At 31.4% G+C, this 25,918-nt stretch carries 30 protein-coding genes and 1 tRNA gene; 10 read left to right on the top strand and 21 right to left on the bottom strand.

From position 1 onward, the window contains the following. Positions 1-49: 49 nt before the first annotated feature. Complete coding sequence (locus ACFELW_RS01505; protein WP_375330214.1) at positions 50-724, top strand: HD domain-containing protein; 675 nt, start codon at positions 50-52, stop codon at positions 722-724. Between the two features lie 4 nt (positions 725-728). Here ACFELW_RS01505 and ACFELW_RS01510 read toward each other — a convergent pair whose 3' ends face one another. Both ACFELW_RS01510 and tsaB read right to left on the bottom strand, forming a co-directional pair. Further along, positions 729-2,045 carry an MFS transporter gene (locus ACFELW_RS01510; protein ID WP_375330215.1) on the bottom strand — a complete coding sequence of 439 codons (1,317 nt, stop codon included), beginning with the start codon at positions 2,043-2,045 and terminating at the stop codon, positions 729-731. Between the two features lie 28 nt (positions 2,046-2,073). Further along, entirely contained in the window at positions 2,074-2,766 is a 693-nt protein-coding gene (gene tsaB, locus ACFELW_RS01515) for a tRNA (adenosine(37)-N6)-threonylcarbamoyltransferase complex dimerization subunit type 1 TsaB (RefSeq protein ID WP_375330216.1), read from the bottom strand. Positions 2,767-2,818: 52 nt separating this feature from the next. Between tsaB and ACFELW_RS01520 the strand changes: the two genes are divergently transcribed. Then, the gene (locus tag ACFELW_RS01520) at positions 2,819-4,210 is read left to right on the top strand and encodes a phosphomannomutase/phosphoglucomutase (protein ID WP_375330217.1); all 1,392 of its coding nucleotides are present in this window, start codon (positions 2,819-2,821) and stop codon (positions 4,208-4,210) included. A gap of 284 nt (positions 4,211-4,494) precedes the next feature. Here the strand turns inward: ACFELW_RS01520 and ACFELW_RS01525 are convergent. The 7 genes from ACFELW_RS01525 to ybgF all read right to left on the bottom strand — a co-directional run bounded on the left by ACFELW_RS01525 (position 4,495) and on the right by ybgF (position 8,590). Beyond that, a tRNA-Met gene (locus ACFELW_RS01525) sits at positions 4,495-4,571 on the bottom strand. A gap of 74 nt (positions 4,572-4,645) precedes the next feature. Next, positions 4,646-4,819 (bottom strand): hypothetical protein, encoded by a 174-nt coding sequence (locus ACFELW_RS01530; RefSeq protein ID WP_375330218.1) that lies wholly within the window; start codon positions 4,817-4,819, stop codon positions 4,646-4,648. After that, complete coding sequence (rpsI, locus tag ACFELW_RS01535; RefSeq protein ID WP_375330219.1) at positions 4,773-5,249, bottom strand: 30S ribosomal protein S9; 477 nt, start codon at positions 5,247-5,249, stop codon at positions 4,773-4,775. Before rpsI ends, ACFELW_RS01530 begins: the two co-directional genes overlap by 47 nt. A gap of 6 nt (positions 5,250-5,255) precedes the next feature. Beyond that, positions 5,256-5,723: a 50S ribosomal protein L13 gene (gene rplM, locus ACFELW_RS01540; protein WP_375330220.1), complete on the bottom strand. Its 468-nt coding sequence runs from the start codon at positions 5,721-5,723 to the stop codon at positions 5,256-5,258. A gap of 157 nt (positions 5,724-5,880) precedes the next feature. Next, positions 5,881-7,137, bottom strand: coding sequence for a PQQ-binding-like beta-propeller repeat protein (locus ACFELW_RS01545; RefSeq protein WP_375330221.1), 1,257 nt, complete (start codon positions 7,135-7,137; stop codon positions 5,881-5,883). A 14-nt stretch (positions 7,138-7,151) separates the two neighbouring features. Next, positions 7,152-7,805 (bottom strand): DUF2659 family protein, encoded by a 654-nt coding sequence (locus tag ACFELW_RS01550; protein ID WP_375330222.1) that lies wholly within the window; start codon positions 7,803-7,805, stop codon positions 7,152-7,154. A gap of 29 nt (positions 7,806-7,834) precedes the next feature. Continuing rightward, on the bottom strand, positions 7,835-8,590 hold the full coding sequence (gene ybgF / locus ACFELW_RS01555) for a tol-pal system protein YbgF (protein WP_375330223.1): 756 nt from the start codon (positions 8,588-8,590) through the stop codon (positions 7,835-7,837). A gap of 317 nt (positions 8,591-8,907) precedes the next feature. On the opposite strand from ybgF, the gene ACFELW_RS01560 reads away from it, so the two are divergent. The 8 genes from ACFELW_RS01560 (at position 8,908) to ACFELW_RS01595 (ending at position 15,314) form a co-directional block, all read left to right on the top strand. Beyond that, a complete protein-coding gene (locus ACFELW_RS01560) occupies positions 8,908-9,354 on the top strand; it encodes an NUDIX domain-containing protein (RefSeq protein ID WP_341759719.1) in 447 nt (148 codons plus the stop codon). A 92-nt stretch (positions 9,355-9,446) separates the two neighbouring features. Next, complete coding sequence (locus ACFELW_RS01565) at positions 9,447-10,955, top strand: hypothetical protein (RefSeq protein ID WP_375330224.1); 1,509 nt, start codon at positions 9,447-9,449, stop codon at positions 10,953-10,955. Between the two features lie 3 nt (positions 10,956-10,958). Beyond that, complete coding sequence (locus tag ACFELW_RS01570; RefSeq protein ID WP_375330225.1) at positions 10,959-11,600, top strand: hypothetical protein; 642 nt, start codon at positions 10,959-10,961, stop codon at positions 11,598-11,600. Between the two features lie 4 nt (positions 11,601-11,604). Further along, on the top strand, positions 11,605-12,624 hold the full coding sequence (locus ACFELW_RS01575; protein WP_375330226.1) for an RP853 family protein: 1,020 nt from the start codon (positions 11,605-11,607) through the stop codon (positions 12,622-12,624). A 4-nt stretch (positions 12,625-12,628) separates the two neighbouring features. Next, entirely contained in the window at positions 12,629-12,946 is a 318-nt protein-coding gene (locus ACFELW_RS01580) for a DMT family transporter (protein WP_375330227.1), read from the top strand. A 95-nt stretch (positions 12,947-13,041) separates the two neighbouring features. Further along, positions 13,042-14,016, top strand: a complete 975-nt coding sequence (gene lpxK / locus ACFELW_RS01585) for a tetraacyldisaccharide 4'-kinase (RefSeq protein ID WP_375330228.1) — start codon at positions 13,042-13,044, stop codon at positions 14,014-14,016. After that, entirely contained in the window at positions 14,000-14,932 is a 933-nt protein-coding gene (locus ACFELW_RS01590) for a lipid A biosynthesis lauroyl acyltransferase (RefSeq protein WP_375330229.1), read from the top strand. Before lpxK ends, ACFELW_RS01590 begins: the two co-directional genes overlap by 17 nt. Positions 14,933-15,089: 157 nt before the next feature. Then, complete coding sequence (locus ACFELW_RS01595) at positions 15,090-15,314, top strand: DUF2674 domain-containing protein (RefSeq protein ID WP_341759927.1); 225 nt, start codon at positions 15,090-15,092, stop codon at positions 15,312-15,314. A 126-nt stretch (positions 15,315-15,440) separates the two neighbouring features. Here ACFELW_RS01595 and ACFELW_RS01600 read toward each other — a convergent pair. From ACFELW_RS01600 to ACFELW_RS01660, 12 genes are all read right to left on the bottom strand, one after another. Beyond that, positions 15,441-16,204 (bottom strand): IS5 family transposase gene (locus ACFELW_RS01600; RefSeq protein ID WP_375329687.1). Its coding sequence is split into 2 segments (ribosomal slippage): positions 15,441-15,847 and positions 15,847-16,204, totalling 765 coding nucleotides; the frame shifts between segments, so codons are not numbered across the junction. A gap of 512 nt (positions 16,205-16,716) precedes the next feature. Then, the gene (locus ACFELW_RS01605; RefSeq protein ID WP_375330230.1) at positions 16,717-17,661 is read right to left on the bottom strand and encodes an LD-carboxypeptidase; all 945 of its coding nucleotides are present in this window, start codon (positions 17,659-17,661) and stop codon (positions 16,717-16,719) included. A gap of 84 nt (positions 17,662-17,745) precedes the next feature. Beyond that, positions 17,746-18,198, bottom strand: coding sequence for a 23S rRNA (pseudouridine(1915)-N(3))-methyltransferase RlmH (locus ACFELW_RS01610; protein ID WP_341759724.1), 453 nt, complete (start codon positions 18,196-18,198; stop codon positions 17,746-17,748). Between the two features lie 250 nt (positions 18,199-18,448). Then, positions 18,449-19,462, bottom strand: a complete 1,014-nt coding sequence (gene asd, locus ACFELW_RS01615; protein ID WP_375330231.1) for an aspartate-semialdehyde dehydrogenase — start codon at positions 19,460-19,462, stop codon at positions 18,449-18,451. 368 nt (positions 19,463-19,830) lie between these two features. After that, positions 19,831-20,481, bottom strand: coding sequence for a nucleoside 2-deoxyribosyltransferase (locus tag ACFELW_RS01625; protein ID WP_375330232.1), 651 nt, complete (start codon positions 20,479-20,481; stop codon positions 19,831-19,833). A 697-nt stretch (positions 20,482-21,178) separates the two neighbouring features. After that, positions 21,179-21,679 carry an ATP F0F1 synthase subunit B gene (locus tag ACFELW_RS01630; protein WP_341759726.1) on the bottom strand — a complete coding sequence of 167 codons (501 nt, stop codon included), beginning with the start codon at positions 21,677-21,679 and terminating at the stop codon, positions 21,179-21,181. Positions 21,680-21,688: 9 nt separating this feature from the next. After that, positions 21,689-22,168, bottom strand: a complete 480-nt coding sequence (locus ACFELW_RS01635) for an ATP F0F1 synthase subunit B' (RefSeq protein WP_341759727.1) — start codon at positions 22,166-22,168, stop codon at positions 21,689-21,691. 5 nt (positions 22,169-22,173) lie between these two features. Beyond that, positions 22,174-22,398, bottom strand: coding sequence for a F0F1 ATP synthase subunit C (locus ACFELW_RS01640; RefSeq protein WP_341749928.1), 225 nt, complete (start codon positions 22,396-22,398; stop codon positions 22,174-22,176). A gap of 26 nt (positions 22,399-22,424) precedes the next feature. After that, positions 22,425-23,153, bottom strand: coding sequence for a F0F1 ATP synthase subunit A (locus ACFELW_RS01645; protein WP_341759728.1), 729 nt, complete (start codon positions 23,151-23,153; stop codon positions 22,425-22,427). Further along, positions 23,153-23,431, bottom strand: a complete 279-nt coding sequence (locus tag ACFELW_RS01650; protein ID WP_375330233.1) for an AtpZ/AtpI family protein — start codon at positions 23,429-23,431, stop codon at positions 23,153-23,155. Before ACFELW_RS01650 ends, ACFELW_RS01645 begins: the two co-directional genes overlap by 1 nt. A gap of 15 nt (positions 23,432-23,446) precedes the next feature. Continuing rightward, positions 23,447-24,328 carry a DsbA family protein gene (locus tag ACFELW_RS01655; RefSeq protein WP_341759730.1) on the bottom strand — a complete coding sequence of 294 codons (882 nt, stop codon included), beginning with the start codon at positions 24,326-24,328 and terminating at the stop codon, positions 23,447-23,449. Positions 24,329-24,793: 465 nt separating this feature from the next. Beyond that, entirely contained in the window at positions 24,794-25,783 is a 990-nt protein-coding gene (locus tag ACFELW_RS01660; protein ID WP_375330234.1) for a hypothetical protein, read from the bottom strand. Between the last annotated feature and the right edge of the window lie 135 nt (positions 25,784-25,918).

Below are 25,918 nucleotides of genomic sequence, written 5' to 3' on the forward strand. Positions count from 1 at the left end.
CTTAGTGGCAACTTAATTTTGAGTTATAATTTATATTATATAAAGTAATATGGTAATTTTTATGGAATTTCTCGATCAACAGCTAAAGTATGAAAACTGTCAATATGCTGATAGGCTACTCAAAAAACTATCTCAACTGAACCAACAAGTAATTTCACCAATAGATATTGAGGAGATTAAAAAAGGTATCTGTTACGCAAAAAAATATCATGGTAGCCAAATGCGACAATCCGGTACCCCATATTATTCTCATCCAATAGAAGTAGCATATATGGTGGCTGAATATACAGCACAAGAAATGCCTGAATTGTTTAGAACTGATATGATTATTACCAGCTTACTGCATGATACTATTGAAGATACAATACTTACTGAAAATATTATTGCTAAGGTTTTTGGTACGCAGATTGCCAGCCAAGTAGCAGATTTAACTAGGATTAAATCTTATGGGAAGATCAGCTCAGCAGAAACATTAAATTTATTATATAGTCAAAAGAAAGATGACGTTTTATTGATTAAGTTATTTGACCGGCTTCATAATATGCAAACTATTGGATATAAATCCCCAGAAAAGATTAAGAAGATAGTTGATGAAACAGTACAGAGTTTTCTAGCAGTATGTATTTATTTTGGTTATATAAAATTGGAAGAGTATTTGTTCAAATTATGTTGTAATTCTACATCTGTAGGATATAACACAAATGAGCTAGAAATTACTTATTAAATTATTAAACATTGCGTAACTTCTCCAACATTTCAAAATGACGCAAACCAAATCCATATAATACAATGAATGGTATAAATAATATTAGTAATCCCCAATTACCAAAACGCTCTATTAAATAAACTAATCCAAAAGAAGTAACAACATACATTGTTGCTCGCACTACAGCAAATGAGATACTGATACATCTAAAACGTTTAAATATAGGAAAATGTTTATAAAATATCGGCACTGCTGGAAATGTTCCTGTCTTAAATATCACTATAAAGAACTGCAATAATAATAAATAGAAAGAAGATGATATATTATTCAATAAATATGGCAAAAATATAATAGTACTAGCAAAAATTACTAATCTTGTTTTTAAAATTTTTAGTGGAGATATCTTATAACTCAAATAAGTGTATAGAATGACAATAAGTAGCTCCACTATTGCAATAATCAAGTTGTGGCTAATAATTTGTTGAGAAGTATAATTGAAGCTGGTTTTAAGTATGGTGCCACAATGCATATATAGGAAATAAAAATAAATTGGACCAGTGGCTCCAATTGATAAATAAGCCAATATAGTTTTTATATTAATTCTTTCATTTAACATTTCTTGATTAGTAACATCCTTTTTCTCTAAACCGAAAGTGTTAAGTTTTTTTACCAATCTTTTGGATGCATCAGCAAATTCTGTAGTTTCTCTAAGACGTGTCCTTGCTATAGCTCCAACCAGGGCAATCACTGTACCAAATAAAAAAGCATATCGCCAATTAAAACCATATGAAGTAACAAGCGTCGCGACCCCTAAAGCGAACACACCACCCAGCTCAGCGAATATTGTAATAGCACCAACAACAGGATATTGTATAGGAGGCTTGGTAATTTCAGTTAAATATAATCCAGCCCCTATTACTTCTCCTAAGGATGACAAACCTTGTACTATCCGACAAATAGTAATTAATACCGAAGCAGTAATACCAATTTTCGCATAAGTAGGCAAAATAAACATCACCAAACAAGAACATGCCATCATGAAAGTTGTGATAATTACCGTAGCTTTACGACCTACTTTATCGCCTATCCAACCAAAAATTATGGCACCAAATGGTCTTAACAAATATGTAGAACAAAAAGCAGCAGCCGTAAGAAGAGAATTCATATGTGGGTCATATTTAGGAAAAAATAACTCGTTCAATAATACTGCCATATGTATATAAAGCATCAAGTCAAAATACTCTAAAAATGTACCAATTGACAGCAAACCAACAGCTTCTGCTTGCTCCCTAGTTAGATTTCTTTGTTTTCCTTGATATTTTATTCCAGCAGAAACCATAATATTTTACTCCATCAAGCAAGGCTAGCTAATTTTGTTTAATTTTTACATCAGCTAGTATAATATATAATGGCTCGATAGAGTTAGAAAAATTACATTTTTTAGCTATTTTATCAGCTATATATTGACATATATGCCATGCCTTAATTTTAGTGAAACGCGGTAAGATTATTACATTTTCTAAATCCTTAATCTTGTCGTATATCATCTCTAACCCACTACCAGCACAGACTTTAATAATATTATCTTCTGTATTTAATAACTGCCTAACTTGGTCATAATTTACCAATAAAGGAATAGATGACTGTCCATCTTGATCAAAAACCTGGCTATATAATTGCTCTCTATATGCATTAAGAAAAATAAAAAACTTAGAAGTAACCTTTTTATTATGGTTATTTACTTGCCTAGTGGCTCTCCGCCAGGAATACTCAAAATTAGATATAGTAGTACCTATGATATTGGTACTTAGCAAAATGCCTTTTGCTACTGACAACCCTACCCTAATACCGGTAAAACTACCTGGACCATTTGTAACGGCTAGGTAATTTAAGTCATGGTAAGAAAGATTTGCTATTCTCAGAGCTTCTTCAATCATTGGCACTATTGTTTCAGCCTGCATAGAGGGTCTTAAATCCTCGATATAGGCTAAAATAACTTTATCTTCAGAAATCGCAACAGATGCACTATTATTTACCGTATCCAATGCTAAAATTTTCATTTATACTATCAACTCTTTAAATCATTTCAAGTATACTAAAATAGTAATGACAATGGAAATAAATAGCACAATTTTTAGATTGTACGATATTCGTGGAAGCAGTCTGCTAGATATTAATACAACTATTGCTTATAAAATTGGATTTTGTTTTACTAAACTGAGTATATCTAAACAAGGGAACAAAATATTGATAGGGCGAGATGGTAGATTAAGCTCCCCTGCCCTTTACCATGCTTTGGTTAATGGCATTATCTCAGCTGGTGGACAGGCTATCTCAATAGGAGTCGCCCCCTCTCCTATGCTATATTTTGCTGATAAAATATTTAAGCCACAAGCTAGTATAATGATCACAGGCTCACATAATCCCAAAGATGATAATGGCTTTAAAATGTTATCACAAGGAAAGTCTTTTTTCGACCAACAAATACAACATTTACTAAATAGCATTCTAAATACTGATTGGTCTAATATGCCTGATAAGTTTATAGCATCATCTATAGCGAAAGAGCTGGATATCACAGCTCAATACATAGATCGGATTTTACAAGAAATAACTATAGAACCTAAAATAAAAGTAGCATGGGATCCAGCTAACGGTGCGGCTGGAAATATTACTGATCTATTAGCATTAAGGTTACCCAACAAAAATATTGTCATCAATTCGGAAATTGATGGTAATTTTCCTAATCACCACCCAGATCCCACTATTGCTAAAAATCTAGAACAACTAATAGAAGTAGTGAAAACCCAAGATTGCGATATTGGTATTGCATTTGATGGAGATGCCGATCGTATAGCCATTATAAGTAAGAAAGGACGAATAATTTTAGGCGACCAGATTCTTTGTATATTAGCAAAAGATATAATTGACCAAAATCCACAAGCAACTATTATCATGGATATTAAATCAAGTAGTGCCATATTTAATCAGATTAAGTCATATGGCGGAAGACCGATAATGTGGAAAACAGGTCATTCCTTTATTAAAGACAAGATGCAAACAACTAAGGCATTACTGGGCGGCGAAACTAGCGGTCACATATTTTTTGCTGATAAATATTATGGATATGACGATGCAATTTATGCTGCTCTACGGTTTCTTGATTTATTATCAAGATCAGAAAAAACCTTGGACGATATGATAGATGAGCTACCTAAATGTTACAGCACTCCTGAAATTAGCATCCCGGTACCAGATGATCTCAAATTTGATATTATTCAGCAAATAAAAGAGGATTTAATCAGCCAAAATATCGCTTTCAATGACATTGATGGTATAAGGATTGACTTACCAATTGCCTCTAATGCATGGTGGTTACTCCGAGCCTCTAACACTGAAGCCAAAATTATTGCTAGATATGAATCAGATAGTTTGGAAGGAATGAATATTATAAAATCTGAACTTTCCTCTTTACTAGCTAAGTATGGTTTGAAGCTAGGTTAATAATATATAACACTAACCTAATTGTAAATAGTAATAATAGTATAGCCAAGTCCTAATAAATAGGATATAATAATGTCATTATGACACATTCAATAGATTTTCGAAAAAAAGTATAAGATATGGCTAATCCCCTATCTCTTCTCTCAACAGTCCCCTAATAGACGCTTGGTGATCAGATTTTTTATTCATCATAAGAAAATAGCAAAAAAACCGTGAACGCTCACCTCTAATATATTGATTGGACAGAGAGTTTTGGACTACAGCTTGTAATCCTTAAAGTTAGGTGGTAGCGAGGGAGGGACTTGAACCCCCGACACGCGGATTATGATTCCGCTGCTCTAACCAACTGAGCTACCCCGCCATGATGGAAAGAGCTTCAATACAAAAAAAGTAAGCCCCTGTCTTCCTCGCAATAACGCTAACCACATACGATTTTTAAAATGTATGCCTAGTATAGTCAATTGATGAGAAGTTGGTGACGTAGTGGCTCAATGCTCGCCTATTACTTATAGGCGTCGCTCCATCGCTCCTAGCCCCAACTCCTCCTGAATTGACTATATCTTTAACGTTTAGAGAACTGAGTACTTTTTCTAGCTTTATGCTTACCATATTTTTTCCGCTCTACAACTCTTGAATCTCTTGTTAAGAAGCCAGATTTGCGTAGAATACTGTGAAATTCTGGGGCCATTTTATCAAGAGCTCTAGCAACGCCATGTAATACAGCCCCCATTTGTCCTGATTTTCCGCCACCTTTGACAGTACATATTATATCATATTGTCCAGAAGTTTTGGTTACAACAAATGGTTGTAAGAGAGATTTGGTATGAGATTCACGAGTAAAATATTGTTCAACATTTTTTTTGTTAACAATTACTTTACCACTACCACTTTTTAACCAAACTCTAGCAATCGCATTTTTCCTTCTGCCTGTACCGTAAACCTTGTTATCACTGTTTTCTGCAGATGGTTTTTGCTTAACTAACTTACTCTGAACTGGACTATTCTTAGTGTTTTCACTTTGAAGCTTCAATGTTGTCATAATTCACTATTTTTTATTCTTGGTATTTTTGCTTGCAAAATCATAAAATTCTGGTTGTTGAGCTTTATGTGGGTGTTCATTCTCTGCATAAACATATAGATTACTCATTTGCTTTGATCCCAGAACATTTCTTGTGATCATTCTTTTTACAGAGAGTTTAACAACTCGCTCAGGGTGCTTACCAGCCAGGATTTTTCCAGCAGTTGTATCTTTTATTCCACCCGGGAAACCAGTATGACGATAATAAATTTTACCATCTTTAAGAGCTGATTTTTTACCTGTCAAGCAAATATGTTTGGCATTAATTATTACTACATAGTCACCACAATCTAAATGAGGAGTGAAGGAAGGCTTATGCTTACCGCGTAAGATTTTAGCCACCTCACTAGCAAGCCTACCTAATACAAGGTCTTTAGCATCTATAACCCACCACTTCTTTTGAATTTGCGATGGTTTTGCAGAATAAGTTTTCACGTTATATATCTTTATTAATTAGAATTATACTTGGAAATGGTACAAAAATTGCTGTTGCCATTCCCCAATCTGAGCTATATTAAATAGCATTATAACTAGTGTTTTGTCAAGATAAATGTACAGTATATTAAATATATACCATAATATAGTCTCTTGACTAATCTACCAACATAATTTTTTTATCAGTAATAATATACATAGCACCACAACAGGTTTTGCCTTGATATTCAATATTTTTAATAATTTTACTAATTACCGGAGTGGTGCTTAAATTACCATTAACATCTGATTGGAAACTATATAATTCACCTTTAGTAGAGATAATATTTAAATTCCAATCTTTTTCCCCAGTTGTTTTAGCAATTATCGGGGCTAAAAATGATGAAGCTTTAACTTTTTTGATATCTTTTCCATCGTTTAAATCTGCTACAAACTTAACTTTACCAAATTCAGTGCTTATAGCAGCTACTTGTCCAGCGTTATTTGTTACAAATAAACTATTACCAGCTAAAGACATTGATTGCACATCATAAGCTTTAGTTTGCCAAAGGATATTACCAGTCATAATGTCTAGCTTTATTAGCTTGCCAGCACTATTAGCTATATATATATGAGAGTTATTGATAACAGGTTTGCATAATATAAAAGCTGCCTCAAAATTTGGTAAACCTATTTCTCGCTGGCTAGATAAATCGTTAGTCCACAAAACTTTGCCGCTATTAGCTTCTAGAGCAATAATTTGCCCTGAATTATAGTTTACTATCACATAACCATTCTGTACTATTGGAGCAACATGATAACTTGATGACAAAGTTTCAATTATACCTTCATGTTGCCAAACAAAATTTAATTTCTCAATATTAATCGCTAATATTTGATTAGTTATTGTTTGAACTATAATAGTATGATTATTAATTAATACTGGTTTTATTCTAGTAATATCAGGTAATTCTTTTCTGATTATTTCATGCCCTGATTTACTATCTAAAACTACCAAAAATCTTGAACCATAGGTAACGTATAGTTTATCATTATGGTGTAATATTCCACCACCAGAATAATAGTCACTTTTGTTAGTACTTATATTATATGACCACATAATAGCTTTGTCTTTCATAGAAAAGGCGGAAACATTACCTTTATTATCTATGGTATAGACAACAGCTTTCTTAAAAATTGGCTCGGCTATTATTTTGTATTTTGTAACAGTATATTCATTATTCTGAAGCATCTCAGGGCTAAATATATCGGTTTTAGCAGAATCCACTTGAATTGCTTCATTAGTTTCTACAGATAATCTAGGAGTTAATTCTACAATATTTTTTGTTTTTTTACTTATTAGATCACAAGAAGTTAACATTAAAGGTAGTAAAAAAATAATTAATCGTTGTTTTGTCACAAGTTGTTTTGCCATAATCTAGACCTTTATTATTGTAAATTTGCAAGTAAAGCTTTAGCCTGCTCTTTAACTGTTTGAGTTGTACTTTCTAGTGATATCAACTTTTTTAAAGTATCTTCGGCTAAATCTTTTGAGTTGTTATTAATATACCAAATTGCTTTGATAATATTTGCTGTCCCAAAAAATGGTTTATTTTCATCATCAAAATAATTTAAATATTTCTCGATTTCATTAGTGTTTACATCAGATAAATTTGGTTCATCTATCATTAAACTCAACCAAACTAGATGGGCATAGGCATTTGTTAATTCATCATAATTGTTGTTATCGATAACTTTTTTTAATAAAGTTCTTGCTTCAATAAAATCTCCTTGGTGTATTTTGATACTAGCTTGCTCGATAGCAGCTAAACCACTTACTTTATTAGTACTTGTTGTCATTAAATTATCCAAAGACTTTATAGCAAGCTCTTTGTTATCATTAATAAGGGCTATAGATTTAGCTAAAATATCACCTGTCTTTTGGTTATTCTCTATTGCCTTTCTATCAAGCCAATTATTTATTAACATAAATAATATTACTATAAGTGTAAGGATTATAGTGATAGGAAGAATTTTTTTAAAGTAATAAAGTTTTTTTTCTTCATTTTTATCACTTAAAACTTCTTGCAAAATGTCAGTCATGATTATTTACCAATTATTATTCATATATCCTAATGTTTACAAGCAAATTTAATTCTTGCCTCCTTAGCTCTTTTTATTGAGGTAGCTGGTCTATTTGGAAACTCTGCTTCAAGTTTATCAAGAATAGAACATGCCTCTTGTCCTTTTTTAAGCTCTCCAAGAGATAATGCTAATTTTAGCAATGAGTCAGAAGCTTTGATCCCTTTTGGCGATTGTTTATAACCTTTTAAATAATTTATTGCGGCTTTATCAAACATCTTACGTCTAAAAAAAGATTCACCATACCAAAAATAAGCATTACTTAACAAAGGACTCTTAAAGTAATTTTTTAAGAAATTTGCAAATTTTTCTTCAGCCTCTGTTAATTTATTATCTTTTAAAGCGGCAAGTGCTAAATCATAAAGTTGTTTATCTGCTGCCACTCCCGAAATAGGTTTTACAACATCAGTAGCAACAACTTCTTTCTCCACTTTTTTAGTAGATGGTATATCAAAGACATCATTAGCCACAGAATCATCTACTGAATTTTTTGATGTATCGCTACTATCTTGGGAATTTGTTACCTCTTGTTTTGTCGAGTTTAAAATTTTCTCTAATTTACCAATAGTATGCTCAATTATTTCAATTCTGCCAAGTAAATGTTGATTTTCTTTTTCTAAACCATCTAATCTTTCCGTATAATCATTAGAGGTATCAAATTTCAAATTTTTTCTAGTAATTTGATTATCAGCTAATACTTGCGTAGCAATCAAAATAATCAATAAATATATAGAAATTATTTTCATACATTAATATTTTATTTAAAGGTTATAAAACCAGCTGAGTATACTAGAAATTTTATAGTAATCTATAACTTTTCAGTTCAACTTGATTTTTTATAGTTAGTTCACCTTACGCATAGCATTTAGGTCATAGGAAAAATAACCTAGCATCATTGTGAGAAGGCGTAACTATTTTTCAACGCAAGTGTCATTGCGAGACCACATAGTGGTCTCGGCAATTCATACTTATTGGATTGCTTCGTCGGCTTATGCCGCCTCGCAATGACGCTGATACTAAATACTAATCATCTTAGCTATAATTATAAGTTATGGTATGTGCAATGACAAGAAATGCATTAATTAAGCTAGTTCATCTAGTTATTATATCTTGTGATAATAAAATTCTCTTAATGAAGCGTACAAATACCAAAGTCTTTGCTGGTTATTTTGCTCTTCCAGGAGGTAAGATAGATAGGAATGAATCTCCCAAAATTGCTGCCCAGAGAGAAGCTAAAGAAGAGATTGGCATATTACCCAGATTAGATGATATTGATTTGATATTAAAGCCATATTATGGTTGGAATTTGGAAAATAAGGAAAAATATTTAAACTATTTCTATAGAATAAATAACTTTATAGGTATAATTTCAAATAAAGAACCAAATTTATGTGAAAAACTTGATTTTTTCTCTTTCGATAATATCCCACAACCTATCGTACCTTTTGTAAAACCTTGTTTAGAAAATTTAATGCAACTTATTCTTAAAAAAAATGATAAAGATACTTAGTGGAGAGATTATCACATGCTATAATACATTTTTCATCTAACTAACTATAAGTTAAGTACTAATCTATGATTAATATACTCAATCGATTAAAAATGCAAGTTTTTATAAAAATGTTGCACAAGCTTGTAGCATATTTTTTGTATAAAAAAAATATTATTATCCTAATAGGAGATAAAGGTACATTTCTTTGTGCTTTGCTTCACGATAAAGTTGTAGGTAGTTTATTTATCCCTGATGAAAAGCAAAATAAATTAGATTCCTATAAAGAATTTTTTGCTAAATTCAAGAAACATTATGTTTTCTTCTTATTAAGCGGTTCTGAATGTCAATTACGTCATGAGCTAGTACCTGTACTACATTCAATAGTAACAAACAATCCTGTGGAGAAGTTTATTGAAGAGTATTTTCCTGCAGATTATATAGTTGGTTATAGTGTTTATAACATCAATACCAAGCCTAGTGAGGTGTGGAATAGTTTGATTGTCTCTAGTCCTTATACTCCTCCTTTAAGTAAACTACTTGAAAATTTGCTGGCAAGTGATAGCCAAAAATTTGGTGGGATTTATTTTTTATCTTTAGAGTTGCAAACAATTATCGATAAAATTGTAAAAAATGTTGAGAATAATAAATATAGTGAATATTTACAAATTTTTGTATGTATTTTAAATAGCAGCGGCATTAAACTTGTTGTTAAACACCAAGGTAATATAATCTCAAAACAAACATTGGACTATCCAGCTGATAAGTCAGATTCATATATTCAGGGTATAATCGAACAAGAAGTGGAAGATTGTTTGATATCTTGTAAAAATTATATTGCTAATCTAGCCCTTAAAGTTTGTATAATTTTCATAGTAGACCAAAATTTAAAGTTGCTATTAGAACAATCCAATTTTGCTGGACATCCAGTAATATGTATAGTCAATTCAGGGGAATTGGATAATAAATTTTCAGATGGGATGATCGTTAAATTATTTAATGAACAAAAAAGCTTTCTAGCCTCTAATCAATATTTAGAATCGATAGCTAAACTCAATCTTATCAGCTCTTTAGTTTTTAAACCACTTATTACTATAATAATAATATTGATATTTGCCGCATCTATTATCAAAGTTAAAACCGTAGCAAATTACAAAAAGTTAGATATTTTAAATTCACATTATTTTAGTACTGAGCAGGATTATTATAATGTTAAGCAGACCTATCCATATCTTCAAAACGCTACTAATTTAGCTGATTTATACGTCTTTGAATCATTATTACAAATTCCAGCACCAATACCATTTGATTTGTTAGAAAAGTTTGTAACAAATTTACCACCTAGTATTCATATAGAAGAGGTTAAATGGCAAAGGTTGGATCTAGATAATACGTTATCATCCTCTAATCAGTATATAAAAATTGAAATATCATTGAGACTTGTAGTTAATGATATATTAGTCGAAGAGGCTACTAAATTTTTAGAACAAGAAATTGCAAATTTTAGTAAAATATTTAGCAATATGGATATTAAATTTACAATATTTACTGACCAAATATTAGATTTATCTAATAGAGTTGTAATACCGGCATCGGTTATTATTACTAAAAAGAAAGGGTAAAAGATGCTTAAAAATTTTATTATTCATCTAAAAAATGTTATATTTTTTAAGTTTGCTATATGTTGTTTGTGTATTTCTAGCGTTTTATGGTTGCTGCAAAGTCTTAATAAAGATTATATGGAGTCGATTATCAAGAATAACAATATTGCAGAATCCCTAGCTCAAGAAACGTTAAAGCTATATTCTATAATAAATTCAAAAAATAAAATACTAGAGACCTATGCAAGATATACGAAATTATTATCTATTTCTGCTAGACAAAGTTGTTTAGAGAGAGCAAGGTTAATAATGAAAATTGATAGTTTGTCAAAAAAATACAACCTAAATGAGCCGATTACTATATCGATTAAACAAGAATTCTTAAGTGGTATTAGATCAGATATGGGAACAAAGCAAGATACTATAAAGATAAAGAATTATGATGTTTACATAAGATTCTCTACTAAAGATTTTATAACATTCTCGACAATCATAAAAGAAATATACTCTTGTATGCCGGAAAATACTATTGTACTATCTATAGACGTCAAAAAAGAAGATGTATTGGAACCCAAGGTTATTTATAAACTATCAACAGAAAGAACCCCTGATGTGATTTTTACAAAACTCAACATGCGTATAAGAGAAATAACAACAAATAAATAAAATTATGAACATCTTCAACAGTACAAATATTTCTATATGCAGAAAAAGCATATGTGAAGAGCTAATTAATAATATAACAAAACAAGCATGTTTAACACTTGCTAATGTCATAGCTATTGATTACGAAATTAGACTTAAATCAATACCTGAAATTAATGTGCATATAGGTAATTGCATTGGTAAATTACGAACTTTTTTTGGTCAAAAAGTTATTACTGATGATAGTTTTTCAACAGTATTAATGTTGTTTTCGGTAGCAATCTCTGCAGATGCAGTAGAATATCAGGATAGAGATAATATTCTAAACAAATCAGAAGATATAGTAGTTGATACACTAATAAATACAAATTTTGGTGATACAAATTCTGAAGAGAGGGGAGTAATCAAACAAGTGGTAAAAGATTTGTTGGCAGCAAAAAATAATTATGAATTAACAAACTTTATTCAAGTTGAACCAGAAATATTTCGTACAACGGTAATGCATGCGGTAAAAAAGTATCAACAGCCCAAAGAGGTAAGTGATAATGTTCAATTGGAAATTAATAGAATAGTAACTGTTGCAACAAAACATAATAAGAAAATGGAAATATTTAAACAAGCAACCAGCAAAATTATAACTGCTATTAGTGTTTTAGCAGTTGGGGCGATTAGTGTTGCAACAGCCGGGGCTACATTTGCTTTTATGGTAGTCCCGGCTTCTATTCTAGCAATAGAATATGCTCCCAAAATAGGAGAGAAGATGGGGGGGATGATTCTTAGTGCTGATAAATCGATGAGTGAGGAAGAACAAAAAATTACTACTCTAAAAACTAATTTGTTAAAAAATAATAAAGAATTTTTGACCAAACAACAATCAGTAGAGCATAATGTTGCAAAGGAACATCTATTGAGTAGTGAGGTAAAGTCTGTAGCTAATCAAAAACATAACAAATTAAATATAATAAAAACTCAGGTACAGCCTAACTTGCCTAATAAACAATCTTCACAAAATAGCAAATCTTCAGGACAAATTAAACAAAGGTAATAATATGTTAGCAACTTGGATTCTCCTTATATTTGCCGGATTATTTGAAATAGGTTTTTCTATATCGTTGAAATTGTCAGATGGTTTTACCAAAATAAAACCTATTATAGCTTTTATTGGTTTTTCAATATTAAGTTTTATTTGTCTTAGTAAAACTCTGGATAAACTACCTCTTGGTACTGCTTATCTTCTATGGACTGGTATCGGAGCGGTAGGAACAGTAATAGTAGGAATAGTGTATTTTAATGAGCCATATTCTACTATGCGAGTTTTCTTTATTAGCACTATGATAATTTCCATGATAGGTTTGAAGTTATCTTAACCCATTTACCTTAGGTATAATCCATGGCAATTTATTGCTTCGTTGACCTATGGGCTTCCTTGCAATGACTTTGAGCAATATTACTTATAATAACTATGATCAGGCTTATTTACCCTAAATTTTGGCAAAGTAAAAATATTATTGCCTATTTATTATTACCATTAAGCTGGTTATATCTTTTTGCTAGTTATCTACGAAGGATCACAGCTCAGCCAATAATATTTCCTTGTAAAGTAATTTGCGTTGGTAATATAAGCATCGGGGGTACTGGTAAAACTCAAATAGTAATCTTCCTTGCTCAACTATTGAAAGCTATTAATATTGATTTTATAATTATCACTAAAGGTTATGGCAGTAATCTTCAAGCAGCATTGTTAGTTGAAGCACACCATACAGTAGCAGATGTCGGGGATGAAACAGTAATGCTGTTAAAATATGGTAAAGTCATTGCCGCAAAGAAAATTCAAGATATAGAGCCTTTTATAGAAAGGATTAAGCCAAAGGTGATTATAGTAGATGACTCGATGCAGAATCCTAATTTTCATAAGGATATTGTTATTCTGTCAGTTGATGCTAATAGATTATTTGGCAATGGGTTCTTAATTCCAGCTGGTCCTCTGCGTCAATACCCCAAACAAGCTATTGACAAAGCTGATATAGTTATTTCAGTAGGTTCTGATTCTTTTCTCTCATATAAGAAGTATCCATTTCTATACTCAAAGCAGAAGAGTATACAAGCTCAAATAGTTCCCTCTATAAATATCGACAAGACAAAAAATTATTTTGCCTTTAGTGGTATAGGAAATCCTGAAAGGTTTCTCTCTACATTAGAAAATTATGGATTGCAGTTAATCGGTCATAAGATTTTCCCTGATCATCATCAATATTCTGCAGAAGATTTAGAATATTTAAAAGAACAATCAAAAAAATCTAACTCTCTGCTAATAACCACTAGAAAAGATTACGTAAGAATATGCGATACTGATCTGTCCGTAATATGTTGCGATGTGCATTTATTATTAAATAATCAACAATTATTAGTAGATTTAATATATGAAAAAATTATTTAAAAATATTATATATTTACTTGAATATTTTTTTGTTTTAATAGTACTAAAAATACTAGGGGCATTGGGTATTGACAAATCTGTAAATATTTGTCGATACTTAGCAAGGAAAATAGGTCCTTTGTTACCAGTTAATAAAGTTGCAAAAGAAAATATTCAAAATATTCTTGGCAATAATCTATACACAAATGAAGGATCCATAAATTCTCAAGCAATCGTTAATCAAGTATGGGATAATTTTGGCAGTTTTATAGGAGAATTTCCATATGTTAATAAGATGTCAGAGGAAGAATTATCTAGACGAATAGAGATAAGTGGTCTTGAGAATATAATAGAATTCCAGAAATCACAGCAACCATTCTTATTCTTTACTGGACATTTTGCTAATTGGGATTTTGCTCTTAAAATTAGCAATAAATTTTATCATAAATTTGCTATTATCTACCGCAAATTAAATAATCCTTATGTTGACAAACTAATTAACGATACGCGTATAAGTAATGATATAAAGCTAATTCCCAAAGGAGCACAAGGTGCAAGAGAGCTAATATCTGCCATCAAATCAGGGTATTCCATTGCCATGCTGGTAGATCAAAAAATGAATAATGGCATTGAAGTGCCACTTTTAGGTCAGCCCGCCATGACTGCTCAGGCAATTGCTAAAATTGCCTTACAGTTCAGCTACCCAATTATACCATTACAAGTGGTTCGCACTAATAGTAATAACAGTTATTTTAAAATTATTATTCATCCGCCAATAAAATTACAAAAAACTAATAATAATCAAACAGATTGTTATAACATAATGGTTACTATTAACCAAATTTTAGGTAATTGGGTTAAAGAAAACCCAGGTCAATGGTTCTGGTTTCATAATAGATGGAAGAAGAATAATAATAAATATTCCAAGATTAAGTAATTGCAATTACTTAATAAATATGTATACTCTCCTGCTTTGAAGAATTGATACCGCAAATATACCTGCGAGGATATTCGCCTACGTACCTTTTTTACAGTTAAATGTGAGTCGTAGGTAAAACATGCATTTTTATGAAAATTTAATAAAAAATAATGTTATGATAAGGGTAACGCCTCCTCAAAAAATTATATCTTTCTCTGAAAATAAGTCTGACTTAGAAAAAATTACTCAATTTATTAAGGATGGTTGGGCAATAGTAAAGTTAATACCTTATGGTAATTATTTTATTGGTGTCATGGAAAAGATGCAGCATGACCACACTATAAATGACCAAGATAGAACTGTTTATATACCTCCAAGAAAAAAGATCATTTTTACTTGAGAGTTTTCTATTTTCTAGACTGTGAACAAAATCTAGATAGTTCCTCCGTCATTGTGCATAGGCGTCAGCAATTATCTTTTTTACTTTTTTATAAAAACAAATAATAGTGGATTCTAGGGTATGTCGTCACGAGATTTGAGCCCACATTAGTAAAGCCCTTAAACAAAGACCCGCCATGTATGATTTTGTATTTTTAGCATATCTTGTTGCTATACCACGCCATTCTTTAAATTTTTGAAATGTATTTTCAATAATGTGCCTTAGCTTATATAGATATTTATCTATCTCTCTTTGAATCTTCCTGTTTCTTTTTGATGGTATTACAGGAATTATGTTTGCATTCACAGCCGATTCTATTATGGCGTTTGTATCGTAAGCTTTATCAGCCATAAGATGTTGTGCCTCCATATTCTGGATTAACTCACAAGCTTGAGTACAATCATTTCTGGAACCTTCTGTAACAATAATTCTGACCGGCATACCATACGCATCCACGGCCATATGTACCTTTGTATTGAGCCCCCTTTTGTGCGACTAACCGTTTGATTCCCGCCTTTCGCTCCAAGTCCTGCTTTGTGAGTTTTTACAAATGTAGAATCTATCATTAACCATTCAAAATCAGGAGCATTTATAAAAATATTTAGCAAATTCTCCCATATCCCATTATCACGCCATCTACAGAATCTTCTGTGTACATTCTTCCAATTGCCATAATCAGGAGGCAAATCTCTCCATGGAGCTCCCGTTCTAAATATCCACATCACTGCATTTATAAAAGTTCTATTGTCTCTTGCAATACCTCCCCAACAACCTTTCTGACCAGGTAAATTACTTTCTATCTTATTCCAAAGCTCATCGCTTATATCATGTCTTCTATGTGCTAAACTCATTGCTTCTTATCGCCTATTTTTATTACTACAATTATAATAACAAATCACATAAAATTATGCAATCACAATCTCGTGACGACATACCCTAGTGAAATAAAGCTAAATCGAGGACTAGCTGAGCTTTATAAGAGTAGCAGAAATGGTGCTAGATGAAATTATAAGCTACCTACAGGTTATTAAGTAAAAATCTACAATGTGATATTACTAAGGCTAATAAAAATGAAATAAGCTTATACAAGGCTATGAGCTATTGTAAGGAGATAATAGGAAGAATTTATAATGATTTAATAAAAGGTTTAGTTAAAAGCCTTGAGAAATTTTTACTAAAATTGCAAAAATTTGCTCAAAAATCCAGGAGAAAAAACAGGTCTTCAACTTTCAGATATGCGGTTTATAGCATGTTTTCTTTTCTCCTTAAACTAACGCCTATGCGTCATTACGAAAAGCTACTTTAGTAGCAACGAAGCAATCCAAAAAAACGACCAAAAATGGATCAACTATGTTGAGGTTATTTAATAGCATTGCATTATTAATTCAAACTGATTACCATCAGTAACAATAATTTTTGTATCAGTGTTGTAGATAATTGGATCATTAACTCGTTCATGACCGAATCTATTGGTCTTAAATATTGGGATTTTTAAGGTAGCTGCAAAATCAGTAAGAGTCCTAATCATGGTCTCGTTATCATTTCCACAAGTTCCAAATATTATAGCGTTTACTCGTTCTAACAGCCCTGCTTGTTTTAAATGATATAATATACGATCTATTTGGTATGGCTTTGTATCAACATCTTCCAAGAAAAGTATCTTATTTGCCGTTTTTATTTGCCATGATGTACCTATAGATGTTTGCACAATGCTTAGATTACCGCCCGTAAGATTACCTGTAACGATTTTACTGGATTTTGCCGCAAGGTTAAGTGCTGATAATCCTTTAATTTTAGCTTGAGTTTCTTTACCAGAAATTATTTTTGCTATTTTTATAAAATTTTGACGATCTTTAGTTGGCTTAAGTATTTCAACGATACCATTACCATGAATTGTCTTCCAACCCCATTCTTGCGAAAAGAAAATATGTAAAGCTGTCATATCACTGAATCCTATAAAAAACTTTTCCTTTATCGGTTTCTTTAAGCGTTGTAAGTCAGGAATTAATTTAGCTGAACCATATCCCCCACGAAGAGCCCATATTACGTTATTTGATTGATCAGTTAAGGCCTTTTCCAAACATAATAATCTTGTTTGATCATCGGAAGAATGGAATAGGCTTTTTCCTTTAAAGCAATCATTTGGAATATTTAGTTTTAACGAAGTAATATTTCTCAAATTAGATAATATTTCATTGCTGACTCCTGAAGCAGGAGCAACAACAGTAATTTTTGTATCTTTCAATAAACTAATAAATTCTGCATTATTCTTGTTGAACTCTGAATTAGCAAATGCTGATAAGGACATAAAAATAACTGGTAGGAAGATTGTATGAATTGTTAGGAGCCTAATATGTAAAAGATAATTGTTAAATTTCATAGAGTAGTATACCTATTTATGATATGGATGGTTTTCTATTATGGTCTGAGTCCGATATATTTGTTCTAATAATATTATTTTTGCCATTTGATGGGGCATAGTCATTTTTGAAAGGCTAAGATGGATATTTGCTTGTTCAAGAATCGATTTATCTAAACCGAATGCACCACCAATAATAAATTGTATATTTTTACCTGATTGCAAATTATTTGTTATTAATTTTGTAAATTCATGACTATTATAACTATTACCAATAATGTTTAGTACTATTTTACAGGATTTTTCTTCTAAAAATTCATTAATTAATTTACCTTCAAATTGTTTGATTTGTTCAGCTGGTAATTTTTTTGAATAACAAATTTCTGTGGATTTTATATTATATTTTATCAATTTTTGATAATCTCTGGCAATTGGCTGATAATAATTATTAAGTTTACCAACGGAAATTATTTGTATTTGTCTCATTACTTTATTATTGATTAATTAATTTAATTATACACCAAAAAAGTTATGCACTAAGTAAAAGTTAGAAATTTATATTGACTTTTTATATATTTTTAATTAAAATGTTAACGAGCTTTAATATATACTTTAAGCAATTATGGCAACATATCTTGGCTATCAATAACATATAAAACTGACCTTAGCATAGTTACCCAAAATAAGTATTTTTTATTTACCCACAAAGTTATCCACAATTTATTCTGATTATTTGTCAAATATACTTGATTAGCTCTTCAGCAATATGCACAGCATTTAAAGCTGCTCCTTTACGTAAATTATCAGCTGTAATCCATAAATTAATGGTGTTTTTTTGACTATGATCTTGTCTAATTCGTGAGACATAGACCATATCCGTACCTACTACATCTTTGGGAGTGACATATTGTATTGGATATAAATGACAATTAACCTCAATAGAGTCTGATTCTTTAAGAATCTCTTTTACTTCTTCCGCATTTATTGCCCCACTAAATTCAACATTAACTGAAATAGCATGACCAACAAACACCGGTACTCTAACACAAGTTACACTAGCTTTAGCATGTGTTCCTATAATTTTTTCTAATTCCAGGGCGATCTTAGATTCTTCACTAGTAGAACCATCTTTATTAAAGCTACCTATATGCGGGAATAAATTAAAAGCTATTTGATGTGGAAAAACTTTAGGTTCAATGTCCTTAAAAACATATTTTGCCTTGGTTTGTTCATACAGTTCTTCCATTCCTTTTTTGCCTGCTCCGGAAGCTGACTGATAGGTTGATATAACCAGTCTCTTAATCTTTACGGCATTATCCAAAGGCTTTAACGCGGTAGCTATAGGAACAGTACAGCAATTCGGATTAGCTATAATATTTTTAATAGTATAATCTTTTAGGCTAGCCAGATTAGCTTCTGGAACTATCAAAGGAACATCAGGATCAAGTCTGAAAAATGATGATTTATCGATAACTACACAGCCTTGCTTGGTAACCATGGGTATATATTTCTTTGATATTTCTGATCCGGCTGAAAAAAAAGCAATATCAATTTTACTAAAATCTACACTATCTATATCAGCTATTTTTATAGTACCATCTCCAAAACTAACCTCTTTACCATTAGATTCACTCGATGCTATAGCATAGATATTATTAATTGGCAAACTTCTCTCAAATAAAATTTCTAGAGTTTCTCGCCCAACATTACCTGTTGCCCCAACCACTGCGATATTATATTTTTTTGTCATATTTACTTAATTTAATTGTTTTATCCATTAGTCAATTGATGAGAAGTTGGTGACTTCGTCGCTCAATGCTCGCCTATTACTTATAGGTATCGCTCCTAGTCACAAATTCTTCTGAATTGACTATATTACTTATGTTATTCAGACTTAAGGAGAGGAAGAATGATTTCAGTGTTATAGTCAATTGATGGGAAGTTGGTGACGTCGTCACTCGTCGCTCGCCTATTACTTATAGGCGTAGCTCCATCGTTCCTAGCACCAAATTCCCCTGAATTAATATATCAGTATTAGGGAAATATTTGTTCTAGGAGGTTGTCGAAGAATAAAAATTGACCGTATTTAGGGTAAATTCTCTATTCTCCGACAGGCTCCTAGTGTGTATCTAAATCATTAAGTATATGAAAGTGCTTATCTAGCATTTTCTTATCTAAGTTATCAGGCAACACTAACGGCAGTGTAGCAAATACTTCATCTAATGCCTTAATAATAGGCTGAGCTATAAGAAGAGATAATGCTTTTGATATACTGTGTACATCACCTGAATGCTGCTTATGGAAGTCTTGATATTTTATCACTATATCTTCAATTATAACAACTTTAGCACGCGGATAATTTGACATCATCAGATTCCAAGGATTACCCTGAGTCCTTTTCTGATCTCCCCCCAACCTAATATCACTTCTATATAATACTGCAGGTTTATCTAAAAATTTACTTTGAATAAATTCTACTATTGTACCAGAATCTGGGTCTGTACCGTCAAAACTAAATATGCCTCCATCAGCTTCTTTTATAGCTTTTAAATCATTATTTTTTATGTGTTTAGCATGGGTATCCCTTTGCTCTAAATTTTGAGGTAGTATAAATTTATACTTACCACTAGATGCCTCCTCTATGGCAGAAGCTAAATATAAATTACCTATAAGATCCTTATTAGTAAATAATGGACCTGCAAAATACAGATTATAAGATTTCTTAGTTACACTCTTATTAGAAGATTCTACTGAATGATGATTGCTCATATATTAAAAACCCATTTAGTTAGAGATAATTTAAAGTATAGTGGGCAAGAAATCAAGACAAAAGAAAATAATTTTTTCTAAATTTTCTTTAGTATAAGTTCAATGAATTAGTTGCTATAGATATAGTCAATTGATGAGAAGTTGGGGACGTTGTCCATAATACCCCTACAATTTTTATTCTATAAGTATTAAACAGCATAAAAACGTCATTGCGAGCTGATGTATCCCCACGAAATTGTTGCTACATGAAACCTAGATGTCAAGCAGTTTACGAACTATTTGACACGTCGAAAGTATAATCAAAACGCTATGTATTTTAAAAAATTTCTAATTTTGAGAATTTATTGCATTTTTTGACCTGATTAAATGTTCTTCAAACCTTGTGAAGTCTAGGGTTTACTAAAATCAATTAATTGGCAACTCGCATTATTTTGCAACAATTTCGTGGGGATACATCAGATTGCGAGGAGGCGTGAGCCGACGAAGCAATCCATATAGTCTTGATGTATCTAGACTATATGGATTGCTTTGTCGCTACTAAAGTAGCTTCTCGCAATGACACTTGGGCTGCATACATGCCATTCGAGACCACGCAAGTAGGTCGTGGCAATCCGCATATAATTAGATTAGACCTCTTGCACTTTAGCTTTTTTTCCGTGAACGATCACTTATAATTGCTGGTTTGTAAGTTCAAATCTCAACCTCTTACAAATTTCTCAGAAGGTAAATTTTCCATGAGATTTTTGGCTATTTCACTATCTGACATACTATTATTTTTTGTAGATTGCATATATGTAGCTACCAATTCTACCATTTTATCGCAAAACTCAGACTGCAGCATTTGAGAAGCTTCTAGTTTTTGCCTATTCATTAAATCTATAGTCTCGAGTTTCTTGCTTTCTAGAAACTTATCAATTTCTGCGTTTTGTTGTTCAATTAGATTATTGGCAGTTTCTTTGCCATCTCTGAGCATTTCTTCTCTTAGAACCTCAATCTGTTGTGTTTGCTTTACAGCATCTTCAAATAATAAGTTCATATCTTCATTAAGCTTTTGGGCTTCTAAGACTTGGTTTTTGATAGCAATAATTTTGTCATCTAACGATTTTAAAATTATATTTTTTATTGGTCTATAGACTAAATATACAAAAATTAGGAAACAAATAGCCAGCCAAAATCTTTCGTCAAATAATTGTATCATTTTATTCCATTATTTTATCTTTTTGTAAGACTTTTTTAGTAATTCTATATCAACCTGTTGATTAGTAATTTTTTGAATTAATAATTTTGCTAAATTGACACATGCATCATTTTCATCAAGCCAAAACGATTTATTAATTGTTTCTATGTCATGACGATTATTTTCAATTTGTACTTTCAATTCATTATGGAGCTGCTTTTTTTTTGACAAAAAAGCAGCTTCCATCGCATCTTTAGCTTCTTTCTTAATATTTTCTACGATATTTAATGTTTCTTCCAGCTTACTAGCACATTGCTTATGCAGACTATCAGCTTTTGCTGCAAGTTCTTCTGTACTAGCAACATTAGTATCTATATAATCTTTCCTATTCCTAAGAATTTTTTCAGTTAACGGTACGATGAACTTATGAACTAGAAGATATAAGAAACTGAAAGCAACTACCAACCAAAAGATTTGCGAACAATAAAAAACAACGTCAAACTGAGGCATAGTTCTTAAATAAATATTAGCAAAATTGCAATTACAAATGAGAATAAACCCATAGCCTCGGTAAGTCCTGCACCAATTAATGCTACTTTTTGTAATTGTTCAGCAGCTGAAGGGTTACGAGCAATTGAAGTTAGCAATGCACTGAATATATTACCTACACCAATGGCAGCACCTAGCATACCAATAGCCATAAGACCTACACCAATAAATTTTAGAGACGTTATGTCCATATTATATAAACTCCTAATAAAAATTTCTAATGTGAATTTACAGCATCATTCAAATATACACAAGCAAGAATTGTAAATATATAAGCTTGAAGTATTGCTATAAAAATTTCAAATCCAATAAGGATAACAATTAGGGGGATTGGTAAGAATTTAAGGAAAATCATTAATGAAACTATAAATCCTGCCATCACCTTTAATAATACATGTCCTGCCATCATGTTAGCCGCTAATCTTAAAGATAAACTTATGGGTCTTGCTAAATATGCAAATAATTCTATTACGATCATCAGCGGAGCTAACCACAGGGGTGTACCTTTAGGTAAAAATATTGATAAAAAATGCAGACCATGATTAATAAAACCAATAATTGTTACCATAAAAAATATCATAATTGCTAAGGCAAACGTTACTACTATATGGCTAGTAACAGTGAATCCATAAGGGATCATTCCGAGCAAATTACATAATAAAATAAACATAAACAAGGTGAAAATGAATGGTATGAACTTACGCCCCTTCTCTCCAACATTTTGACTTAACGTCACTGTAATTATATCATAAATTATTTCAGCACTAAGCTGTAATCTAGACGGAATAATTTTTTCTGATTTTAAAGCTAAATAAAAATACAACAGAGCTATAACCCCAGCAAGTACCATATACAAACTGGAATTGGTAAAACTAATATCAAAACCAAATAAGTTGATTTCTACTAGTTTCTTTATTGCAAATTGATCTAAAGGACTATGGGACATTATTTCTTAATATTTAATTTTTGCCAAATTATTCTAAAACCTGCAAGCATGCCTATCAATAAGAATATTATAACACAAAATGGCTTAGAATGAAACAATTTATCTAATGTAAAACCAACAATTAACCCCAACATCACGCTAGAAACTAGATCTAATGCAATAGCAAACGCATCAATTTGTTTTTCTGGATTAAGCTTAGGACATCGAGGATTATTTGTTTTAAGTTTCTTAACTCTTTCTTGGATATCTTTTAATTCTTCTAATTTTTTTTGTTCCACATGTATACATTTCTATCATTTAGGTATAGGGTGAGTAGTAGAGTTTTCTAATGCTTTATCAATTGTCTTAGAGAGAGTTTGTAAATCATAGCCGCTGGTCTGTATGCCATTAACAAAGAATGCAGGTGTACCAACAAAATTTGGGACACTAGCAGCAAGGTTAGTATTGGCAAGTAATATTTCAACAATCTGGTTATTATTAAGACATTTAGCATAAGTTTCTGCTGACATTCCGCCAATTTGAGCTATATTTGTTAGCAATTCACGATATCTATTACTGCTTCCCCATTTATCTTGTTGCGATAGTATTACACTTTGGAATTTAAGAAAACTATCTGTATTATTTTGACAGCGCTGTAAAATTGCTGCATCTAAATCCTGTTTATTACCAATAAATTCACGAATTATGTAAGCAATTTTATTAGGGTCAATATATTTCTCTTTAAGTTTCGGTAAAATTGTGTCATGGTAATAAGCACAATGCGGACAGGTTGGAGAATAATACTCAACTACTACTACATTTGCCTTGACATTACCAAGAACTATATCATTTTGGCTAACATTGAACGTTGGCTTATAAGGCATATGTTGTATGCTAGCAACCTGTACATCAGTTTTTACATCAGCAGATTCAGCTTTTGCAGAATTATTTGTTGTCCCTAAAGACTCCTCCTTGTCAGTTAAAGTCGTAGGGTCTTGCTGGTCTACTTTCTGATTATCTACTATTATATCTAATTTATCATTAGCAGGGTTGTCATCATTTTCTTCCGGCGGTGCTTTTTCCTGACTTACCTCTACCTTATTATCAGCTAACTTGTTTTTATTATTAGATGTATCACTTTCTTCTGAGCATGATATCAACAATAATGAAACTAGAATGATAATGATAGTATGCATAAGTCTGGATATACTTTTTAAGTTAAATTAAAACACAAATATTATATAAATATAAAGTTTTACTTACCTTTAAGCAATAAAAAATGTGAGCGTTCACGGTTTTTTTACTATTTTCTTATGATAAGTAAAAAATCTATTCGCCAAGCGTCTATTAGCGAGGAGCCGCTCATAGCACCCACAATTTTTATTCTATAAAGTATTACAACAGCATAAAAACGTCATTGCGAGACCACGTAGTGGTCGTTATATATTATTTTTTCTTGCATTATCGGGTAGGTCCATACAGAAAGTATTCTAGGAAGCTGCCTGCAATAACTAATTAATTATATTTTGAGATATTTTTCGGCGAGAATAAATATGATTTTTGAAGAATAGTTTACCTGTTTCAAGAAAATCACGTTTATTCACAGCCAAAAAGAGCCAAATATAGAATTAATTAGTTATCGCAGACTGCAGGAAAGGAGTTTATCTACTATTACCAGGCTTTTGCCTAGTTATTAGTGGTTTTGCTGGTAATTTTGCTGGAGTGCTAGGTAGTGCTTTTCCTGGTCTAACCTTTTGCAAACTCTGTCTAACCTTTTGCAAACTCTGTCTAACCTTTTGCACATTCCGCCTTATTTCTTTTGTCTTTAATTCTTGCTTTCTTAATGCTTGTACCTTTTTAAGTGCTACTAATGGTTCATTTAGCTTCTTAACATCTGCTTGCATTTTCTCTAATGTCATTTGTTGGTTCTGCTGCTTAGAAGAGTCTTGAATTTGTGGATTACCAAGGAGTCCTTTAATATTATCAACAATAACATCTATAATAGCACTTACAATTTTTGCAAACCAACCTGTTTGCTTAGATTTTGTCATTGATGGTTGTAAGGTATCTCTATCACTCTTATCGGATTTAGACGGTTCTTTAACTAATGGCTCTGGCGATGTTGCAGGAGAATTAGTCTCTAACTTATTATCCTTTGGACGGGCAGCTACTTTATCAACTACTTTCGTTGTTGGTTTTATCGGCTGAGGTTGTTTAGTCTCATTGTCTTTTAATTTCTCAACTTTCTTTTTTGGTTTTTCAACAGTTGGTGTTGAATCTTTTAACTTTTTAAGCCTAGCCTCTAATTCTTCGACAGTTGGTACTGGTGCAGGATTTTTTAACGCTTCTTTTGTAGGTCTTGGATCTCTTATAGCTTTAAGTCTAGCCTCTAATTCTTGATCTTTTTGTTTCCCTAATGCCGCACTTTTCTTATCTAAATTAACTTCAGACTGCATTTCCTCTATTAATTTATCTACTTCCTGCTCAGAAACAGAACCAGCAATTCTATCTAATGAATCATTGAATACGTCCGCCACTTTTTCGACTTTAGATAATTCTCTATCTAAATCGTCAGATACTTTTTCAAATTCTTCATTAATATTTTGTATTTTATTACTCAAAGAATTAGATTTTGTATTTTTCTTGGACATATTATAACCAATTAGTTATTTTATACACTATGTATTAATTATAATCTATTCTATTAGTTCCTACTAGTAATTTCACTAAAATATATATTTTTTTAAGTCTTTATACTTGTAAAATTGTTAATTTTGTGATATACA

It is taken from the genome of Candidatus Tisiphia endosymbiont of Nemotelus uliginosus (assembly GCF_964264755.1).
Taxonomy (GTDB): Bacteria; Pseudomonadota; Alphaproteobacteria; order Rickettsiales; family Rickettsiaceae; genus Tisiphia.

Coding starts and splice junctions, on each gene's coding strand:
- ACFELW_RS01560 (WP_341759719.1), top strand. CDS start 8,908: ATGACAAGAAATGCATTAATTAAGCTAGTTCATCTAGTTATTATATCT.
- ACFELW_RS01605 (WP_375330230.1), bottom strand. CDS start 17,661: ATGTCCTTATCAGCATTTGCTAATTCAGAGTTCAACAAGAATAATGCA.
- ACFELW_RS01645 (WP_341759728.1), bottom strand. CDS start 23,153: ATGTCCCATAGTCCTTTAGATCAATTTGCAATAAAGAAACTAGTAGAA.
- ybgF (WP_375330223.1), bottom strand. CDS start 8,590: ATGAAAATAATTTCTATATATTTATTGATTATTTTGATTGCTACGCAA.
- tsaB (WP_375330216.1), bottom strand. CDS start 2,766: ATGAAAATTTTAGCATTGGATACGGTAAATAATAGTGCATCTGTTGCG.
- lpxK (WP_375330228.1), top strand. CDS start 13,042: ATGATCAGGCTTATTTACCCTAAATTTTGGCAAAGTAAAAATATTATT.
- ACFELW_RS01635 (WP_341759727.1), bottom strand. CDS start 22,168: ATGCCTCAGTTTGACGTTGTTTTTTATTGTTCGCAAATCTTTTGGTTG.
- ACFELW_RS01595 (WP_341759927.1), top strand. CDS start 15,090: ATGATAAGGGTAACGCCTCCTCAAAAAATTATATCTTTCTCTGAAAAT.
- asd (WP_375330231.1), bottom strand. CDS start 19,462: ATGACAAAAAAATATAATATCGCAGTGGTTGGGGCAACAGGTAATGTT.
- ACFELW_RS01580 (WP_375330227.1), top strand. CDS start 12,629: ATGTTAGCAACTTGGATTCTCCTTATATTTGCCGGATTATTTGAAATA.
- ACFELW_RS01530 (WP_375330218.1), bottom strand. CDS start 4,819: ATGGTAAGCATAAAGCTAGAAAAAGTACTCAGTTCTCTAAACGTTAAA.
- ACFELW_RS01565 (WP_375330224.1), top strand. CDS start 9,447: ATGCAAGTTTTTATAAAAATGTTGCACAAGCTTGTAGCATATTTTTTG.
- ACFELW_RS01660 (WP_375330234.1), bottom strand. CDS start 25,783: ATGTCCAAGAAAAATACAAAATCTAATTCTTTGAGTAATAAAATACAA.
- ACFELW_RS01625 (WP_375330232.1), bottom strand. CDS start 20,481: ATGAGCAATCATCATTCAGTAGAATCTTCTAATAAGAGTGTAACTAAG.
- ACFELW_RS01550 (WP_375330222.1), bottom strand. CDS start 7,805: ATGACTGACATTTTGCAAGAAGTTTTAAGTGATAAAAATGAAGAAAAA.
- ACFELW_RS01610 (WP_341759724.1), bottom strand. CDS start 18,198: ATGAGACAAATACAAATAATTTCCGTTGGTAAACTTAATAATTATTAT.
- ACFELW_RS01640 (WP_341749928.1), bottom strand. CDS start 22,398: ATGGACATAACGTCTCTAAAATTTATTGGTGTAGGTCTTATGGCTATT.
- ACFELW_RS01575 (WP_375330226.1), top strand. CDS start 11,605: ATGAACATCTTCAACAGTACAAATATTTCTATATGCAGAAAAAGCATA.
- rpsI (WP_375330219.1), bottom strand. CDS start 5,249: ATGACAACATTGAAGCTTCAAAGTGAAAACACTAAGAATAGTCCAGTT.
- ACFELW_RS01630 (WP_341759726.1), bottom strand. CDS start 21,679: ATGATACAATTATTTGACGAAAGATTTTGGCTGGCTATTTGTTTCCTA.
- ACFELW_RS01570 (WP_375330225.1), top strand. CDS start 10,959: ATGCTTAAAAATTTTATTATTCATCTAAAAAATGTTATATTTTTTAAG.
- ACFELW_RS01655 (WP_341759730.1), bottom strand. CDS start 24,328: ATGCATACTATCATTATCATTCTAGTTTCATTATTGTTGATATCATGC.
- ACFELW_RS01590 (WP_375330229.1), top strand. CDS start 14,000: ATGAAAAAATTATTTAAAAATATTATATATTTACTTGAATATTTTTTT.
- ACFELW_RS01510 (WP_375330215.1), bottom strand. CDS start 2,045: ATGGTTTCTGCTGGAATAAAATATCAAGGAAAACAAAGAAATCTAACT.
- ACFELW_RS01505 (WP_375330214.1), top strand. CDS start 50: ATGGTAATTTTTATGGAATTTCTCGATCAACAGCTAAAGTATGAAAAC.
- ACFELW_RS01545 (WP_375330221.1), bottom strand. CDS start 7,137: ATGGCAAAACAACTTGTGACAAAACAACGATTAATTATTTTTTTACTA.
- ACFELW_RS01520 (WP_375330217.1), top strand. CDS start 2,819: ATGGAAATAAATAGCACAATTTTTAGATTGTACGATATTCGTGGAAGC.